We start from the raw sequence: 18146 nt of genomic DNA, 5'->3' as shown, positions 1-18146 counted from the left end.
TCCTTACATTTCTCATCTCTTATAGCTAATGGAAACACCATCATCAATCGGTATAATAGACGTATGATAATCTGGATGATTCATTAGCATTTCATTGTACGCTTTTAATTTTCGTACTAAAGTTTTATATTTTTTAGGCGCTTCTCCACCTGAATAAACCATCCCGCGAAATAATACATTATCTGTAATTAATATACCGCCAGAAATGAGCATTCTATCTGCCAAGTCAAAATAAGATTGGTATTGCCCTTTCGCAGCATCGATAAAAATAACATCGAACTGTTTCTTCTTTTCAGCTAAATCCTGCATGACATCAGCAGCATCACCTAAGATTACGTCGACCTTGCTATTACGCTTCTGCTTTTGAATATTTGTAATAGCTTCATAATAACGTTTCTTATCTTTTTCAACGGTAATAATTTTAGCATCTGGTGCTCCCTCTAACATTCGCAATGCAGAGTAGCCAATTGCTGTACCTACCTCTAAAATAGATTCAGGCTGCTGCATGGTTAAAACAAGATTAATCATATGCATGCTGTTTCGATGAATGATTGGAACATGATTTATTTCTGCATATTTTTCAAGCGCTTTTGCAGAATCCGGTGAAGCAGGCAGCAAGTTTTCCAGGTAATTTTCTATTTTTTTATCCATTTCATCATTTCCTTTAAGTTGCAAAGCATTAAATTTATTCTATATGTGCTTATTCATGGTCAAAAAAAGCACATTCATTTTCCCGCACAGAGAGTGTGCTGATCCTCAGCATTCCCATAAATTCTATACTTTCCTAATCTGTAAAAAAGAAAACGGAACATGGGGAAATTCTCCATAAGTCCGTTTAAGGGTTGTTCAAGCTGACACTTCTAATCATCTATTTGAACACACTCTTTAATTTATATATTTTTCCCGGTTCTTAACATGTTCGTCAAACGTTTCAGCAAAGTGAATATTTCCATCTTCATCATGTAAGAAAAACAGGTAATCTGAATCTTCTGGAGACACCACTGCTTTCAAAGAGTTTTCCGCAAAATTCGATATTGGGCCTATTGGTAAACCATCAACTACATATGTGTTATATGGTGACTCTACCTCTAAATCCTCAAAGGTAACAACAGCTTGATGTTCACCTTTTGCATATAATACGGTTGGATCAGTCTGCAGCTGTATACCTTCATCCAAACGATTATAGAATACACCGGCAATTTGCGGCCGCTCCTCTTCATGGGCAGTTTCCTTCTCCACAACCGATGCAAATGTTATCGCTTCGTGCGGTGTTAAATCCCGCTCTGCAATTTCACCTTCATATTGCTGGAAAATAGAATTTGTTTGTTCGACCATACGATCTATTATCGATTCAATGGTTGGTTCTTCTTCATAAAAATCGTATGTCGAAGCAAACATATACCCTTCTAAAGGAGTACGAATTTCGTCATCTAAAATATCCTCCGTTAATAAGGAAGGATATTTTCCCATTAATTCTTCAATAAAATCAGGGTCATTAGCAACCTCTAAGAAATCTTCCTTGGAAAAATCAAGCTGCTTACTGTATATCTCAGCAATTTGATCAACTGTCAATCCTTCAGGAATTGTTACAGTATGTACAGCATCAACAATAACTCTTCCATGCTGCAATGATTCAATAATTTCATCCATATTCATCGCTGTATTAAAAGTATAGTTTCCAGCTTGGAATTCGTTCACATTATTAAATTTTGTATAGAAACGGAACACACGTGCATCTTTTATAATTCCATTTTCTTCAAGAATACCAGCTATCGTTGAGCTGGAAGATCCTATCGGAATTTCCACTTCTACCTGGGTTGAGTTATCTTCGTCAACGGGCTCCAATGCCGAATTAATATATATATATCCTGAGATACCGCCGATTATTATAATAAGAGTAAAACACACAATAATAATTGCTACAATTTTTCTAACTTTAGATGCTTCTTCTCCTCTTTTTATAAGATTCTTCTGGAATCCATTATGTTTGTCATCTTTTGACACCATGTACCCCCCTTTCATCCGCTTTATTATACTAAATCCATATAAAATTATCCAATATTCCTGTTATTTTATTTCATACTTCTTTATTTTAAACAGAAATTTTTATTTTCATAAGGAATTTTGGAGAAAAATATATTTTTTGCAGACATAGAAAGGTTAATATTATTTAAAGCCAGACTTGTAAAAAAATAAAGACATCGTAAAAGAAAGCTGATGTCACAAAACGTGAACATCAGCTTTCTTATCTTTTTTTTACTCTTCTTCTTCTGCTAATGTGTTTAACATTTCCTCTACCATATTCCATTCATCGTCAGATTCAATAGGGTATAATGTGTAATCTTCATTTTCCTGTTCCTCATAGCGGAATGCATACACCTCTACCTCTTCATCCTCTGCCTGTTCAGCAGGTACGACAGCTATATAAGATTGTTCAGTTTCATCCACATCGAATGTGAAGAGTACTTCGAAAAGATGCTCATCACCGTTTTCATCTGGGATAATAATTCGTTCTTTTTCCTCTAACGCCATTAAATAACGCCTCCTTTTGAATCAAGATAACCCTGCAAAATCATTGTAGCTGCCATCTTATCAATTACTTTTTTTCTTTTTTTCCGGCTCATGTCTGCTTCTAAAAGAACACGTTCAGCCGCCATTGTCGTTAAACGCTCGTCCCATAATACAACAGGTAAATTATATTTTTCTTCCAAATAAGCAGCATAACGCTCTGAAGCTTCGCCTCTTTCGCCAATCGAACCGTTCATGTTTTTAGGCAGACCAACAACAACCCGGGATACTTCACTATCCTCTATAATGGTTTGAAGTTCTTTATCCGCAGAACTGAACTCGTTCTCATCCCAATAAATAGTGGTTAGTCCTTGTGCTGTCCAGCCAAGAGCGTCACTAATTGCAACACCTATTGTTTTTGAACCTACGTCTAAACCTATTACTTTCATGAATTCTCCTTATTCTGTTCTAGATAAAACTTTACAAGTTCTTCAATAACTTCATCCCGTTCAACTTTACGAATCAAATTACGAGCATCATTATACCTAGGAATATAAGCAGGGTCACCCGATAATAAATAACCGACAATCTGATTTATCGGATTGTATCCTTTTTCCTGTAATGATTCATGAACAGTCAATAAAATTTTTTTAATGTCCTGGTCAAATGGTTCTTCGGAAAAGTTGAATTTCATTGTTTTATCAATTGAACTCATAATGACACCTCGTCCTTCGTTAACCTTCTTCATCTATTCTAACATGTTTATCTCTATCATTATACTTATTTACAAGAAAACATACAACCAATGATTAGGCATTTGTCGCTTCTGTTACATAACTTAAAGCACTTTGTAATGCTTCTGTAACCTTAGATGGGTCTTTACCCCCAGCTTGTGCCATATCTGGACGGCCGCCGCCGCCGCCGCCACAAATTGTTGCAGCCTGTTTTACCAGGTTACCGGCATGAAGGTTTTGTTTCATCAAATCTTTTGTTACCCCTGCAACAAGCTGTACTTTATTATTATGCACAGCTGCAAGCAGAATTACACCTGATTCTATTTTTTGTTTTAATTCATCTACCATCGAACGTAATTGATTCATATCTTTCACATCAACTTGTTTAGCTAATACTTTTACATTATTTACCTCTTTTATTTCATCTAAAATAGAAGATGCCTCTAAATTAGATAATTTAGCTTGTAAAGAATCTACATGCTTTTGTGTCTCTTTTAATTCCAATTGTAACGAAGACACTTTTTGAGGAATTTGTTCATCTTTTGCTTTTAATAATGCGCCAGACTGCTTCAACAGTTCAATCTTGTTGTTTAAATAGTTATATGCTTCTTTGCTTGTTACAGCTTCAATCCTTCTTGTTCCTGCACCTATACCGCTTTCTGATACAATTTTAAACAATCCGATTTCTGCTGTATTACCAACGTGACATCCGCCGCATAATTCAATACTGTAATCGCCGATTTGAACAACACGGACAATATCTCCGTATTTTTCCCCAAACAACGCCATCGCACCCATTGCTTTAGCTTCTTCAATTCCTTTGGTTTCAATGAAAACCGGCAATGAATCCCATATTTTTTGATTCACAATTTTTTCGATTTTTTCCAGTTCCTCGTCGGTTACACTGCTGAAATGAGAAAAATCAAACCGGAGACGGTTAGGCTGATTTAAAGAACCTGACTGATTAACATGTGAACCGAGTACATCTTTTAATGCCTGATGCAGTAAATGTGTAGCTGTATGATTTTTAATGACATTTGTACGGAACTCCCGTTCAACGACAGCTTTTACTTCCTCAGAAACGGAGAATATGCCTTTCTTTACTTCTATCCGATGAATATGTTGGCCGTTTGGTGTTTTTTGTACATCTATAACTGCAGCAAGAGAATTCTCTGTCTGAATCGTACCAATATCAGCAACTTGACCGCCACTTTCAGCATAGAATGGTGTTTCTTTCAACAGAATAAATGCTTCCTGTCCAGCAGCTGCTGATTCCACAACTTCTTTCTCCTGAATAATTGCTTGAATAACTGTTGTTCTTTCCAGCTCAGAATATCCAATAAACTTGCTTTCTACATCAATAGTTGAAAAGACTGTATCCTGAACCTGCATGGAGTCAATTTTTTGACGTGCATTTCTTGCTCTTTCACGCTGAAGCTTCATTTCATTTTCAAAGCCTTCCTGATTCACTGTAAATCCAAGCTTTTCAACATATTCTTCTGTTAATTCCTTTGGAAAACCATAGGTATCATATAAACGGAATACTTCTTCTCCAGGAAATATACTGCTTCCTTTTTCTTTTTCCGTCTCAATGAGCTTCGTCAGGATTTCTAAACCGTCATTTAACGTTTCATGGAAACGTTCTTCCTCTACTTTAATAATTTTTTGAATGTAGTCTGTTTCTTTTACAACCTCTGGGTAGAAATCCTTCATGATTTCAGCTACTACCGGAACCAGGCGGTACATAAAAGCTTCATGAATATTAATATCCTTCGCAAAACGTATAGCACGGCGAATCAGTCGGCGCAAAACATAACCTCTGCCTTCATTAGACGGCATCGCACCATCTCCAATTGCAAAGCTGACTGTCCTGATATGGTCAGCAATGACTTTAAATGCGGTATCAGCCGCTTCATTTTCTCCATATTTGCTGTCTGCGATCAATTCCGTTGCCTGGATAATCGGCATAAATAAATCCGTTTCATAGTTTGTAGGCACATCTTGAATAATGGAAGTTAATCGTTCCAGGCCCATCCCTGTATCAATATTTTTCTTAGGAAGTGGCGTATACGTATCATCCGGGTTATGGTTAAACTGAGAAAATACCAGATTCCAGACCTCTAAATATCTGCTGTTTTCACCGCCTGGATAAAGCTCTGGATCAGCAGGGTCATTTCCATAGCTTTCTCCTCTGTCATAGAAGATCTCTGTGTTTGGTCCACTTGGTCCTTCTCCAATATCCCAGAAATTCTCTTCTAATCGAATAATGCGTTCTTTTGGCAGACCTATTTTTGTAAGCCAAAGATCATAAGCTTCATCATCTTCCGGATGAACAGTAACAGATAATTTCTCTGAATCAAAGCCAATCCACTTTTCATCCGTTAGAAACTCCCATGCCCACTCAATCGCTTCTTCCTTAAAATAATCACCAATTGAGAAATTACCCAGCATCTCAAAAAATGTATGATGACGAGCTGTAAAACCAACATTCTCAATATCATTTGTCCGTATAGCTTTTTGAGCATTCACTATTCTTGGATTATCAGGAATGATCCGGCCATCAAAATATTTTTTTAATGTCGCCACACCGCTATTAATCCATAACAGCGTAGGGTCATCATGAGGTACTAAAGAAGCACTGGGCTCTACCTGATGCCCCTTCTCTTTAAAAAAGTCAATAAACATTTGCCGAATTTCTGCAGAACTCAATGATTTCATTATATTTTTCCTCCTTTTTAGAAAAGCGCAAGCCGCGCCCGTTAAAAAACGTAGAGATTACGCCCCCCGGTCTTTTGGGGGTGGTTTTCCTTTACTTAGGAGATAAAGGAAACATGCCCCTTTAGGGGTATGCCGACGTTAGGCTTCAGCCTGCTTTTAGTCGGTCTTCCTTCACTTTAAACCGATATTGACTTTCACCCGCAAGGCATAAGTGCGGCGGTTTTGATGGGACGAGTAATCGCAGTCCCAGTCCCGACTTTACCTATGTCTACGCCTGGCGGCTTGACAATCGCTAAGTCTTCTTTTCACCCTCCCGGGCATAAGTGCGACTTTACCTCTGTCTACGCCTGGCGGCTTGACAATCGCTAAGTCTTCTTTATCGTAGGGCGTGACGTGAAATCTCTAAAGTTTGGTGCTCGGAGCTAGACAGTACAAAACAAAAAATCTCCTCTCTGCATCATTGCAGGGACGAGATTTCGCGGTACCACCCTTATTATGAACAAATTATATGTTCATCACTTTATTCATTATAACGGTATGATACCGACGGGGATTAGCCGTACTCCAATGCAGCTTTCCATAACAATATAATTAGGAGTCCTTTCAGCCGGGGGATTCCCTCTCTTGAAATATCATGTCATGTACTTAACATCTTCAACGTGATTTGCGTGATTATTTTTTGTTGTTTGTGTGATTATAGCGTTATTATATTGATTTTTCTGCTGTATGTCAATTTTTCTTCTTTGCAATCAAATTCTTAGTGTAGAAGTCATACTGCCAGTTACACTGTGGATAAGCATGTGTTTCAGCTTAACCGGCTTTTGAAATTTGATATTGCTGAATCAGTACTTTTAACATTGTAAAAACAGGAACAGAAATTACCATGCCTATTACACCGGCAAGCTGTCCACCCAATAACAAGGCAAAAATGATACCGATTGGATGAATTTTCACTGTTTTCCCCATAATGTACGGAGATAATAGATTGCTTTCGATCAATTGAATCACAAAGATAATTATAATAACGAATAACGCTTTTTCCGGCTGTACCATATAAGCAACTGTTACGACTGGAATGGCCCCGATAATAGGCCCGAAATAGGGAATGATGTTCACGATTGCCAGAATAATTCCCAACAATAAAGCGTATGGTAAATCTAACCAAATCCAGCATAGGGTAGAGATAACACCAACTGCTGCACTGATAATGAACTGCCCACGAATATAGCCGCCCAGCCCCTTACTTATTTCCCTGCATACATTTCCAGTTTCATTCCGATATTTATAAGGAATAAAACGTAATAGAAATGATTTAATAAAAGGATAGTCCTTTAAGAAATAAAATACTAGAACAGGAATTATGGTCAAGAGTATGACAGCGTCCATCATTCCATTAAATCCACCGATGATTTTCCCTGAAAAATTGTTCATCGTGTTCTCTAAGGATTGAATGAATATATCCATCCTGTCATGTACTGTCTCCGGCAGGAAAGAAGTAGAAGTGTACATTTTATTTAACCCGTTCTGATACAGCTCAATAAATTCAGGGAAATTACGGCTCATTTCCTTCATCTGCTCCACCATTAATGGATAAGCACGATAGATAGCATAGCCGGCACCTCCAAAAAAAAGGACATAAATAATTAGCACTGCTATGCCGCGATGAATACGGTACCTATGCAGCCATTCAATCAATGGATGCAGCAGGAAAGCCAAAATCCCCGCAATTAAAAAAGGAAGCAACAACTTACCAATAAAGGAAAAAAATGCTCCATAATAGGGTTTTGTAATCGCTAAAAAATATAAAAGAATAAAGGAAAGGATAGCAATTACTAAGTAATAGACAACTTGCTTCGCTTTTATTTTTTTCCACATAAGAATCACTCCCAGTCCATGGTAGTGTAACCAAGAGGCTGGGAGTTTATAATAAACTTCTCTCTTCTTTTGAAAATAAATCATCTAATGAACTGAGCGTCCCGTCCGCTTCTATCTGATGGATGTGTAATTCCTTTCCAGACACAGTTAATTCAATGGAGCACACCCAGCAGTAATAGCTTGTAGGACTTAATTTTCCAATTTGTTTTTCCCGGCAATTTGGACATTCCAGCATACTTCTTCATTCCTTTTCTGCTAAATCAGTCCAAGTATTGCCCTAAACAGAATTTTTTATACACTTAATCCATAAAATCATATGGAGATAATTCTTCTTCCGGTATATCTTCTACAGCTTCATATTCCTTATTCTCTGCTTTTTGATTGGCTAACTGAATATTTAACATTTCCTGCAATGAAGTATACCTCCGATTCGTATCTTCTGTTTGCACACCTTTAATAAAAGCCTCTTTTTCGCCACAGATAATCAAAGACTCTTTTCCCCTGGTAATTGCTGTATATAAAAGATTTTTTCGCAGCATACGATGATGTGAATAAACAACGGGAAGAATGACAATTGGAAATTCGCTCCCCTGCGACTTATGAATGGAGATACAGAATGCATGAGTAAAGTTATGATAATCTTTCCGGATAAAGACAACTTCTTTATCTTCAAAAGCAATCACTATCTGCTCTTCATTATCGACATTTTCTTCTGCTTTAAAAATGGCAACAATTTCTCCAATATCTCCATTATATATGCCGTCTTCCGGCTGGTTAATTAACTGGATCACACGATCGCCGACACGATAAACAACGTCTTGAAAAGCAATCTCCCGTTTCTTCTCTCCGGGGGGATTAATTAACTGCTGTAATGCTTCATTAATCGCATGAATTCCGGCCTGCGAACGATACATTGGCGAGAGAACCTGGATAGAAGCAGGGTCAAGACCTTTTTTCTCTGCTTTATCAATAATGGATGTCAATACATCGACCATCTGATAATCACGACAAGAAATAAAGCTGAAATCCCGTGCATTTTCCAAAGAATTTTCATTACAGCTGGCATGTTTAATTTCATGGGCAAGCTGAATAATCTTAGAACCTTCTTTTTGACGATATACATCCCTTAAAGAGATGACAGGCAAAACTTCGCTTTTCATTAAATCTGTTAAAACCTGGCCTGGTCCAACTGATGGAAGCTGGTCTTCATCTCCAACCAGGATAATTTGCATTGTATCTGGAATGGCTTTAAACAGATTATTTGCCAGCCATGTATCTACCATGGAAAATTCATCCACTATAAGCAGCCTTCCTGATAATGGCTCATGCTCATCTTTTTCAAAATTACCCATGCCATTCCAGCCAAGCAGCCGGTGAATTGTGACTGCCGGCAAACCGGTAGATTCCGACATCCGTTTGGCTGCCCGGCCTGTAGGAGCTGTTAAAATAAATGGAAAACTGTCTTTATTTTTATAATCCGATAGATTTAAAGAAAGCTCATGAATCTTCGCAAAAGCCTGGATGATACCAGTTATAACTGTTGTTTTTCCAGTCCCCGGCCCGCCTGTTAAAATCATAATTTTAGAATGAATCGCCTGGACAATAGCATCAAATTGCTCTTTTCCATAGCTTAATGACTCTTCTTCTTCAATATCGCCGGTTATTTTCAACAGCTCTGCTAAAGGCACCTCATCTTCTATAGGTTTTGTCAGTATTTTTTTCAGACTTGCTGTAAAGTTGTCCTCTGCGTAATATAATGAAGGCAGATATACTCTTTCATCGATCATGATGATTTTTTTCTCCGTATTCAGCTGCATCATAACATCAGAGACAGAGCTTTTATCCGAATGGGGAAGATGAAGTAAGTAAATAATTTCCTGCACACATTTTTCAAATGGAAGATAAACATGCCCTGCTTGTATACTTTGCTGCAGGACATAGATTACCCCAGCACCGATACGGCTTTCATGTGTATGAGAAATACCTTGCTGGGAAGCTATCTGGTCTGCCATTTTAAAGCCAAAGCCTTCAATATCAAACACAAATTGATACGGATCTTTTCCAAGAACCTCCATGGCGTTATCACGATAGGTCTGATAAATTACCTGGGCCATCTTCAGTCCAATTCCGTAGCCTGATAATTGAACAGCAACCCGCTCAAAGCCTTGGTTTTCTCTTAAACGATCTGACAAACGTTTTCCTGTTTCCTTTGATAATCCAGAAATCCCATCTAAAACAGAAGGGTTATCCATAATTTTAGAAACAGCCTTTTCTCCCAGCTCCTCCACTATCTTTAGTGCACTTTTTTTCCCGACACCGTAGAATAAATCGCTGGATAGGTATTGAACAAGTCCATCCTTTGTTGTCGGCAAAATAGTTTCATAGGACTGAACTTTTAATTGTGATCCGTAGCGGGGATGCTTTTCCAGCGCTCCATAAAAACGATAGGCTGTCTGCTCCTGAAGCTGATCAAAATAACCTTTTACAATGATTTCTTTATCTTCATAGTCAAGGTTTGTCTTTGTGATTTTAATTAGGACGATAGAAAAATGCTCTGCTTCGTTACGAAAAATAGTATTTAATACGCTCCCCGTTACAAAAGGCAGTGCTTCCTTTGCTTCTACCTGGTTTTCCATGCTGATTACCCCTTATTTATCATCAAATTGCTCCATATACTGTAACGCAATTTCCTTTCCGTTTGCAGCCAGCACATGATCAGACTGTAATTCAAGTGCTTTTTCAAAATGGTTTAAGGCTTGTTCTGTTTTTTCATGGAATAATGCAATCACGCCCAGATTATAATAAGCATCGCTGTGCTCGCTATTTAATTCAAGTACTTTTTCAAATGTTTTTTGGGCTTCATCTAAAATTTCTCCCTGTGCAAGAGAGAGTCCGTATTGAAATAGATAACTTTCGTCCTGTGAATCAAGTTCTGTCGCCCGTAGCAAATATGGCAGAGACAGCTTCCATTGTTCCTGGTTTCGGAAGCACATACCCAGCATGAAGTAAGCATCTGCTTCTTCAAGTCCCAATTCAATTGCTTTTAGAAAGCTTTGTTGTGCTTTCCCAAAGTCTTCCTGATCAAAATAAAGATTACCTAAACCATAGTATGCTGTTGCAGCTTTTTCATCCAATTCAATAGCACGCTTCAAAAAACGTTCTGCCCGTTCCATTTCATTCAGCTGCATTAAAAGATTGCCGAAATTAATATATCCCAATGGGTCATTTGGAGATTCTTCAATTACCTCATTAAACAGCTTTGCTGCTTCTTCATACTTTTTTTCATTTAGCAGTGTAATTGCCTGCTGATTCTTATCCATTCATAAACCACCCTGCTAGCCTACATATTGTAATGCTTTATTGTCTTTTATAATTTCATCGATTGTTCCGCCGCCAAGGCATATATCCCCTTGATAAAATACAACAGCTTGTCCTGGTGTAATTGCCCGCTGGCTGTCTTTAAATACAACATATGCTTTATTATTTTTTACACTTACTGTTACTTCTGAATCCTTTTGACGATAACGAAATTTCGCTGTACAAGTAAAATTATCCTCGATCTGATCCGGTTGAACCCAATTTAAATCCGTTGCAACGAGTGCATCAGAGTATAGATATTCATTATGATAGCCTTGTGCAACATATAAATAATTGTCTTTTAAATTTTTCCCTACGACAAACCATGGGTCTCCGGAACCACCGATTCCAAGCCCTTGACGCTGGCCGATAGTATAGTACATTAATCCATCATGTGTTCCTTTTTCTATCCCGTCAAGTGTCATCATTTTCCCTGGCTGTGCAGGTAAATATTCGCTGAGAAAGCTTTTGAAATTTCTTTCTCCAATAAAACAAATTCCTGTGGAATCTTTTTTAGCTGCTGTAACCAGACCATAATCTGCTGCAATTTTTCTTACTTCCGGTTTAGGCAGATGACCTAAAGGAAACATAACTTTTTCTAATACATCTGAACTAAGCTGATTTAAAAAATAAGTCTGGTCCTTATTATCATCAGCTCCGCGAAGCATTTGAATTTTCCCGTCTTCGTTTCTTGCCACTTGAGCATAATGCCCTGTAGCTAAATAATCAGCGCCTAAAGAGAGCGCATGGTCAAGAAATGCCTTGAATTTAATTTCTTTATTACACATAACATCCGGGTTAGGCGTTCTTCCGGCTTTATATTCATCCAGAAAATAAGTGAACACCTTATCCCAGTATTGTTTTTCAAAGTTTACCGAGTAATATGGAATATCTAATTGATTACATACCCGGACAACATCATCGAAATCTTCCGTAGCCGTACAGACCCCAAATTCATCTGTATCGTCCCAATTTTTCATAAAGATACCAACCACATCGTATCCTTGTTCTTTTAATAATAATGCTGCAACGGAAGAGTCGACTCCGCCGCTCATTCCAACTACAACACGTATATTTTTATTATCTTTCATTGTCGCCCCTCCTTTAACTTGTTAATCTTTTTACAATACTTGCAACTCTTGCAGCTGCTTCTCTCACATTATCTTCAGTATTCGCCAATCCAAAGCTGAATCGGATAGAATTTGTAGTAATTGGACTATCTGAACCATACATTGCAGATAAAACATGGGAAGGCTCTACACTACCTGCAGTACACGCACTGCCGCTCGAGGCTGCGATGCCGCTCAAATCAAAATTTGCAAGTAATGCTTCTACATTTGTTCCTGCAAAGCTGACATTCATAATAGATGAAACTGTCTTCTCCTGGTCTCCATTTATACTGAAAGCAATACCCGCTTCTGTAAATGTTTCTATTAAAATTTGTTTATATTTTTGATACCTTTCGTTTCTTATCTGTTTTGTTTCCATTGCAATATTAGAGGCTAATTCAAAACCGGCTACGGATGGAATATTCTCTGTTCCAGGCCGGCGCTTTCTTTCCTGCTCGCCGCCAAATTGAACAGGAGTCATCTTAACTCCTTCTTTCACATACAAAAAACCAATTCCTTTTGGACCGCCTATTTTATGCGCGGATACCGTTAATAAATCAATACCCTGCTCATGCACATCAATATCGACCAGTCCATAAGCCTGAACGGCATCTGTATGAAAATATGCCTGGTGATTCTTCAATAATTCTCCAATTTCATCGACAGGCTGGATAACACCTGTCTCATTATTTACATACATAATAGAAACAAGGATTGTATCATCTGTTAAAGCTGCTTCAACATCTTGTACAGAAACCAGCCCTGCCTCATTTACTGGTAAATATGTTACACGGAAGCCTTGTTTTTCTAATTTTTCTGCAGTGTGCAAGGTAGCATGATGTTCCTGAATAGAGGTGATAATATGATTGCCCTTATCCTGATTAGCTTCTGCAACGCCTAAAAGAGCCATATTATCCGCTTCTGTACCGCCACTGGTAAAGATTATTTCCTTTTCATTTGCACCAACTGAGGCGGCGAGAACACGCCTTGATGTATCCAGCTGCTGTCTTGCCTTCCGCCCAAAGGAATGCACACTTGATGCATTGCCGATGATATCTTTATATACAGGGATCATCGCTTCAACCACTCCATTTGCCATAGGAGATGTAGCGGCATGGTCTAAATAAATTGCTTCCATGATTCAAAATCCTTTCTTCCCATTAAATATAAAACATATATGCCTCGCGCGGGCCGTTATCACCCTCGTCATAATTTGCCAAATCTTCCAGAGTTGTTTTTTCCAATACATCTTTCACTGCATCTCTGATTTGCATCCATAAAGATGCCTGCGCCGGCTTTTCATTTTCCATACCTTCCACAATTGTCAAAGGCCCCTCCAGCACACGGATAACATCACCGGCTGTAATTTCATCCGGTTTTTTCGCAAGCTGGTATCCACCATATGCACCCCGTATACTTTTGATTAGGCCGGCATTTCTTAATGGTGAAGCCAGCTGCTCTAAATAATGCTCTGATAAATCATTATCCTTTGCAATAACTTTTAGTGAAATTGGACCGTTTCCTTCATTTTTTGCCAAGTCTATCATTATTGTCAGTCCATATCTTCCTTTTGTTGAAATCTTCATTATATACACCTCAATTTTTTAAACTATCATCTGCCATTTATATATTATTTAATCTATATAATGTACTAAATAAGCAAAATTATTGGAATCCCCTTGTAACTGTCGGATTGCTTTTCCAGAGCTTGAGATTGCTCACCTGCCGTAATCCGCCGTATTGCTTACGGTCTGGTAATTATTTAAGTCATACACATACAGAAAAAAGAATAGCCTTTAATTCCATCTATACAAATTTGATTATTTATATTATAAGGCTACACCTATTATAGCATGACTGCTAACCTCTTGCATTTCTTCTATATTCACTTTAAGCTAATAGAATAATAAGAAGATGAAGGAAGTTATTTGATGTATAAACAACCACTCGCATATCGAATGCGTCCAAAAAACATAGATGATATTATAGGGCAAGAACACTTGGTAGGTCAAGGAAAAATAATTAATCGCATGGTTAAAGCCAATCAGCTTTCTTCCATGATCTTATTTGGTCCGCCCGGTACAGGCAAAACATCCATGGCATTTGCGCTTGCAGAAACCATTGGACTCCCATCCAAAACATTAAATGCGGTTACAGATAAGAAAAAAGATATGGAAATTGTAGTTGAGCAAGCAAAAATGCAAGGACAAACTGTTCTTATCTTAGATGAAGTTCATCGTCTGGATAAAGCAAAACAGGATTTTTTACTGCCTCATTTGGAAAATAATTTATTGACTTTAATCGGATGTACAACAAGTAATCCCTATCACTCCATTAACCCGGCGATAAGAAGCCGCTGTCATCTTTTTGAGCTGCACGGCTTAACTCTTGATAATGTTAAAACAGCATTACAGCGTGCTATTCAAGATACGACCAATGGATATGGAGATAAAAATATCCAGATCAGTCCGGATGCTATGGAACATTTAGCTATTTCAGCTAATGGTGATCTGCGCTCAGCATTAAACGGCTTAGAACTTGCAGTCAGTTCCACTCCGCCAAATGCTAATGATCAAATTCAGATAACACTGGAGATTGCGGAAGAATGTATGCAGAAAAAAAGCTTTTCCCATGACAAAGACGGGGATGCTCATTACGATGTACTGAGTGCTTTTCAAAAATCTATTCGCGGCAGTGATGTGAATGCTGCCCTGCATTATTTGGGACGGCTGATAGAAGCTGGTGATTTAGACAGTATTGCAAGAAGATTAATTGTTATTGCATATGAAGATATTGGTCTGGCAAGTCCGCAAGCAGGCCCGCGAGCTGTCGCGGCTGTACAGGCCGCTGAACGGATTGGTTTTCCTGAAGCACGTATTCCATTAGCCGATGTAGTCGTAGAATTGGCTCTTTCACCAAAATCAAATACCGCCTATAAGGCATTGGACGCAGCTTTAGAGGATATTCGCAAAGGAAAAAGCGGCGATATTCCTGCTCACTTAAAGGATGCTCATTACTCAGGAGCAAATAAACTTGGAAGAGGAATAGATTATAAATATCCTCATAATTATCCAGGTGCATGGGTAAAACAACAATACTTGCCAGATACTATCAAAAACCGAAATTACTATACACCGAAAGAAACAGGAAAATTTGAAAATGCATTGAAACAAGTATATGAACGAATTAATAAGGAAAAAAAGTAAGAACTCAATTAGTAAAATTAATAATTTTGAACATCCTCTTTAAAGAAATGTATATTTTTTAACTCCTCTGGAAAGAATAGAGATTACTATAATCTTTCTAGCACGTTAGGAAAGTATAATTTTTTAACGTGTGAAATATAAGAAAACTGCCTATTCACTAAAATAAAAGTGTGTGCAGATTTTTCTAAGTATTTTCTTAATAATGAGGAGTGAATGACATGGTAAAGGTAAGGCAAGACGCTTGGTCTCATGAAGATGATCTATTACTGGCAGAAACTGTCTTGAGACATATTCGTGAGGGAAGCACACAGTTAAATGCTTTTGAAGAAGTAGGAGATCATTTAAATCGTACTTCAGCCGCTTGCGGTTTCAGATGGAATGCTGAAGTGCGTAATAAATATGAAAACGCAATTGATTTGGCTAAAAGACAACGAAAAGAGAGAAAAAGAGCTTTAAATAAAACCATACAAGCTCTTCCAAAACCGGTTCAAATCGATACTTCGGAGACTGTTCCTTCTCACGAAACAATAGATCAGCCGACAGTACAAACAAATCCTGAACCTGCTGCAGCATTTAATCTGGACACAGTAATTAAGTATTTAAAATCGCTAAAGCAAGAATTATATACTTCCAATCAATCAAAGTCCTCTATGCAATCGTTAGAGAACGAGAATAAATCCTTGCATACAAAGGTAGAAGAATTACAAAAGAATTTAGCGGATACAGAACAGCAGCTGCAGGCAATGAAAGAAGATTACCAAACATTTATTCAAATTATGGATCGGGCCCGCAAGATGACAGTTTTTGAGGATACGAATCTTATCAGCTCTCCATCATTCCGTATGGATAAGAACGGGAACCTGGAGCAGCTGGCACAAGGCTCAAATTAGTTCAGAATAAAGACCATACATTATACTTATAACAGTAAGTGTATATCAATTACGAAAAAATACTGCACAAAAAACTGTGCAGTATTTTTTCGTAATCCCGATAGTGCCGTCCGACAATAAAGTTTTGATCCCGCTTTTGGCAGGTGGGTGTCCTGCTTTAAAGATATTATGCTTCCTTTTTTAGGCATGCATGCACTTTAAAGACGAATCGGACTCCCTAACTTATAGGTGTTCGGTCAAAATACCAATTGTTGACGTACACATCAGGATTGTTATGATTTATTTTTATTATCGTAGCATAAATTTATTCAAAGTACAAATAATATATTCCAATCTGCTGATTAAATAATGCCCTGTTCGACCATAGCATCTGCAACCTTCAGGAAGCCGGCAATATTAGCTCCTGCAACAAGGTTTCCAGGTTTACCATACTCGTTCGCTGCTTGAATACTATTTTGATAAATATTACGCATAATTTCTTGCAGTTTTTCATCAACTTCTTCAAAACTCCAGGCAATACGGCTGCTATTTTGTGCCATTTCCAAAGCGGACACAGCTACACCACCGGCATTTGCCGCTTTTGCAGGAGCAAACAAAACATTATTCTCCAGAAATTGGTTAATTGCTTGCAGGGATGATGGCATGTTAGCTCCTTCACCTACAGCAATAACACCATTTTCAATTAAAGTTTTTGCTGTCGCTTCGTCAATTTCATTTTGTGTAGCACATGGCAGAGCAATCTCACATGGAATTTCCCAAACTGACCCGCCGTCAACGTATTCTGCATTTGGATGCGTTTCTAAGTATACATTAATACGCTCTCTATCTACTTCTTTGATCTGCTTCACAAGTTCAACATCAATACCATTTTTATCATAAACATACCCATTAGAATCGCTGCAGGCAACTACTTTTGCACCAAACTCAGCTGCTTTCTCCATTGCGTATATGGATACATTCCCGGATCCGGACACAACAACTGTTTTACCGGAGAAATCCTGCCCGTTATCTTTAAGCATTTCCTGCACAAAATAAACCGTGCCGTAACCAGTAGCCTCTTTACGTCCCAAGCTGCCTCCAAAACCTAAGCCTTTTCCTGTTAAAACACCTGGTTCTACAGTACCTTTAATTTTCTTATATTGACCGTAAAGGTAGCCGATTTCTCTTCCGCCGACACCAATATCTCCTGCCGGTACATCCGTATCCGGTCCAATATGTCTAGATAATTCTGACATAAAACTTTGACAAAATCTCATAATTTCTAAATCTGATTTTCCTTTTGGATCAAAATCAGATCCGCCTTTTCCTCCGCCAATAGGTTGACCGGTTAAAGAGTTTTTAAAGATTTGTTCAAAGCCTAAAAATTTAATAATACTTGCATTTACCGTTGGATGAAAACGAAGCCCGCCTTTATATGGCCCAATCGCACTGCTGAATTGAACACGATAACCGCGGTTTACTTGAATCTGTCCTTCATCATCCACCCAAGGAACACGGAAAGCAATTAAGCGCTCTGGTTCTATAATTCTCTCTAATATGCCTAATTCTGCATACTTAGGATGTTTCTCGAAAACAACCTCTAGAGATTCGACAATTTCTTCCACTGCTTGCAAAAATTCTGTCTCATGACTATTTCTTTTTTTTAGTTCCTCATAGACTCCCTGTACATACTCTTTTGCTGTTCGATTATGATGCTGTAATTTATTTTCCATGGCTCCTAACATTCATCTCCTTTAATTTTTTCAACCG

16 protein-coding genes, 1 other RNA gene and 1 other annotated feature are annotated in these 18146 nt (G+C 38.0%); of the genes, 2 read left to right on the top strand and 15 right to left on the bottom strand.

Translation table 11 applies throughout. The features are described from left to right. Positions 1 to 12: 12 nt before the first annotated feature. The 13 genes from MKY30_RS17805 to cymR form a co-directional block, all read right to left on the bottom strand. Positions 13 to 651: an O-methyltransferase gene (locus MKY30_RS17805; protein ID WP_147207870.1), complete on the bottom strand. Its 639-nt coding sequence runs from the start codon at positions 649 to 651 to the stop codon at positions 13 to 15. A 234-nt stretch (positions 652 to 885) separates the two neighbouring features. Beyond that, the gene (gene mltG / locus MKY30_RS17800; RefSeq protein ID WP_147208067.1) at positions 886 to 2004 is read right to left on the bottom strand and encodes an endolytic transglycosylase MltG; all 1119 of its coding nucleotides are present in this window, start codon (positions 2002 to 2004) and stop codon (positions 886 to 888) included. Positions 2005 to 2256: 252 nt separating this feature from the next. Beyond that, positions 2257 to 2532, bottom strand: a complete 276-nt coding sequence (locus MKY30_RS17795) for a DUF1292 domain-containing protein (protein WP_077603126.1) — start codon at positions 2530 to 2532, stop codon at positions 2257 to 2259. Next, positions 2532 to 2957, bottom strand: a complete 426-nt coding sequence (gene ruvX / locus MKY30_RS17790; RefSeq protein WP_147207871.1) for a Holliday junction resolvase RuvX — start codon at positions 2955 to 2957, stop codon at positions 2532 to 2534. The genes MKY30_RS17795 and ruvX overlap by 1 nt, the downstream gene beginning before the upstream one ends. Beyond that, positions 2954 to 3223, bottom strand: a complete 270-nt coding sequence (locus MKY30_RS17785; RefSeq protein WP_077603128.1) for an IreB family regulatory phosphoprotein — start codon at positions 3221 to 3223, stop codon at positions 2954 to 2956. Before MKY30_RS17785 ends, ruvX begins: the two co-directional genes overlap by 4 nt. Before the next feature lie 94 nt (positions 3224 to 3317). After that, a complete protein-coding gene (alaS, locus tag MKY30_RS17780; protein ID WP_341084969.1) occupies positions 3318 to 5960 on the bottom strand; it encodes an alanine--tRNA ligase in 2643 nt (880 codons plus the stop codon). A gap of 461 nt (positions 5961 to 6421) precedes the next feature. Continuing rightward, positions 6422 to 6627, bottom strand: a binding site (T-box leader). Positions 6628 to 6770: 143 nt separating this feature from the next. After that, positions 6771 to 7835, bottom strand: a complete 1065-nt coding sequence (locus MKY30_RS17775; RefSeq protein WP_339286134.1) for an AI-2E family transporter — start codon at positions 7833 to 7835, stop codon at positions 6771 to 6773. Between the two features lie 46 nt (positions 7836 to 7881). After that, on the bottom strand, positions 7882 to 8070 hold the full coding sequence (locus MKY30_RS17770) for a hypothetical protein (protein ID WP_077603131.1): 189 nt from the start codon (positions 8068 to 8070) through the stop codon (positions 7882 to 7884). 64 nt (positions 8071 to 8134) lie between these two features. Beyond that, the gene (recD2, locus tag MKY30_RS17765) at positions 8135 to 10471 is read right to left on the bottom strand and encodes an SF1B family DNA helicase RecD2 (RefSeq protein WP_156985379.1); all 2337 of its coding nucleotides are present in this window, start codon (positions 10469 to 10471) and stop codon (positions 8135 to 8137) included. Between the two features lie 12 nt (positions 10472 to 10483). Next, complete coding sequence (locus MKY30_RS17760) at positions 10484 to 11155, bottom strand: tetratricopeptide repeat protein (RefSeq protein WP_147207875.1); 672 nt, start codon at positions 11153 to 11155, stop codon at positions 10484 to 10486. Positions 11156 to 11170: 15 nt separating this feature from the next. Next, a complete protein-coding gene (mnmA, locus tag MKY30_RS17755) occupies positions 11171 to 12283 on the bottom strand; it encodes a tRNA 2-thiouridine(34) synthase MnmA (protein ID WP_147207876.1) in 1113 nt (370 codons plus the stop codon). A gap of 13 nt (positions 12284 to 12296) precedes the next feature. After that, the gene (locus MKY30_RS17750; RefSeq protein WP_341084967.1) at positions 12297 to 13439 is read right to left on the bottom strand and encodes a cysteine desulfurase family protein; all 1143 of its coding nucleotides are present in this window, start codon (positions 13437 to 13439) and stop codon (positions 12297 to 12299) included. 22 nt (positions 13440 to 13461) lie between these two features. Next, entirely contained in the window at positions 13462 to 13887 is a 426-nt protein-coding gene (gene cymR / locus MKY30_RS17745; protein ID WP_077603136.1) for a cysteine metabolism transcriptional regulator CymR, read from the bottom strand. Positions 13888 to 14232: 345 nt separating this feature from the next. Between cymR and MKY30_RS17740 the strand changes: the two genes are divergently transcribed. Together MKY30_RS17740 and MKY30_RS17735 are read left to right on the top strand one after the other, a co-directional pair. Further along, positions 14233 to 15507 (top strand): replication-associated recombination protein A, encoded by a 1275-nt coding sequence (locus MKY30_RS17740; protein ID WP_147207878.1) that lies wholly within the window; start codon positions 14233 to 14235, stop codon positions 15505 to 15507. Positions 15508 to 15725: 218 nt separating this feature from the next. Further along, a complete protein-coding gene (locus MKY30_RS17735; protein WP_341084964.1) occupies positions 15726 to 16397 on the top strand; it encodes an RsfA family transcriptional regulator in 672 nt (223 codons plus the stop codon). Between the two features lie 90 nt (positions 16398 to 16487). On the opposite strand, the gene ssrS is transcribed toward MKY30_RS17735, so the two are convergent. Both ssrS and gdhA read right to left on the bottom strand, forming a co-directional pair. Further along, a non-coding RNA gene (gene ssrS, locus MKY30_RS17730) (6S RNA) lies at positions 16488 to 16670 on the bottom strand. Positions 16671 to 16738: 68 nt separating this feature from the next. Next, positions 16739 to 18109 (bottom strand): NADP-specific glutamate dehydrogenase, encoded by a 1371-nt coding sequence (gdhA, locus tag MKY30_RS17725; protein WP_339286120.1) that lies wholly within the window; start codon positions 18107 to 18109, stop codon positions 16739 to 16741. Between the last annotated feature and the right edge of the window lie 37 nt (positions 18110 to 18146).

The sequence above is a fragment of the Oceanobacillus sp. FSL W8-0428 genome, from assembly GCF_038004405.1.
GTDB lineage: Bacteria > Bacillota > Bacilli > Bacillales > Amphibacillaceae > Oceanobacillus > Oceanobacillus sojae.
The sequence above is the reverse complement of the archived record's forward strand: the minus strand, read 5'-3'. Positions and strand labels throughout refer to the sequence as shown.

Coding starts and splice junctions, on each gene's coding strand:
- MKY30_RS17770 (WP_077603131.1), bottom strand. CDS start 8,070: ATGCTGGAATGTCCAAATTGCCGGGAAAAACAAATTGGAAAATTAAGT.
- recD2 (WP_156985379.1), bottom strand. CDS start 10,471: ATGGAAAACCAGGTAGAAGCAAAGGAAGCACTGCCTTTTGTAACGGGG.
- MKY30_RS17785 (WP_077603128.1), bottom strand. CDS start 3,223: ATGAGTTCAATTGATAAAACAATGAAATTCAACTTTTCCGAAGAACCA.
- MKY30_RS17775 (WP_339286134.1), bottom strand. CDS start 7,835: ATGTGGAAAAAAATAAAAGCGAAGCAAGTTGTCTATTACTTAGTAATT.
- MKY30_RS17760 (WP_147207875.1), bottom strand. CDS start 11,155: ATGGATAAGAATCAGCAGGCAATTACACTGCTAAATGAAAAAAAGTAT.
- cymR (WP_077603136.1), bottom strand. CDS start 13,887: ATGAAGATTTCAACAAAAGGAAGATATGGACTGACAATAATGATAGAC.
- ruvX (WP_147207871.1), bottom strand. CDS start 2,957: ATGAAAGTAATAGGTTTAGACGTAGGTTCAAAAACAATAGGTGTTGCA.
- mnmA (WP_147207876.1), bottom strand. CDS start 12,283: ATGAAAGATAATAAAAATATACGTGTTGTAGTTGGAATGAGCGGCGGA.
- MKY30_RS17805 (WP_147207870.1), bottom strand. CDS start 651: ATGGATAAAAAAATAGAAAATTACCTGGAAAACTTGCTGCCTGCTTCA.
- MKY30_RS17750 (WP_341084967.1), bottom strand. CDS start 13,439: ATGGAAGCAATTTATTTAGACCATGCCGCTACATCTCCTATGGCAAAT.
- MKY30_RS17795 (WP_077603126.1), bottom strand. CDS start 2,532: ATGGCGTTAGAGGAAAAAGAACGAATTATTATCCCAGATGAAAACGGT.
- MKY30_RS17740 (WP_147207878.1), top strand. CDS start 14,233: ATGTATAAACAACCACTCGCATATCGAATGCGTCCAAAAAACATAGAT.
- MKY30_RS17735 (WP_341084964.1), top strand. CDS start 15,726: ATGGTAAAGGTAAGGCAAGACGCTTGGTCTCATGAAGATGATCTATTA.
- alaS (WP_341084969.1), bottom strand. CDS start 5,960: ATGAAATCATTGAGTTCTGCAGAAATTCGGCAAATGTTTATTGACTTT.
- gdhA (WP_339286120.1), bottom strand. CDS start 18,109: ATGGAAAATAAATTACAGCATCATAATCGAACAGCAAAAGAGTATGTA.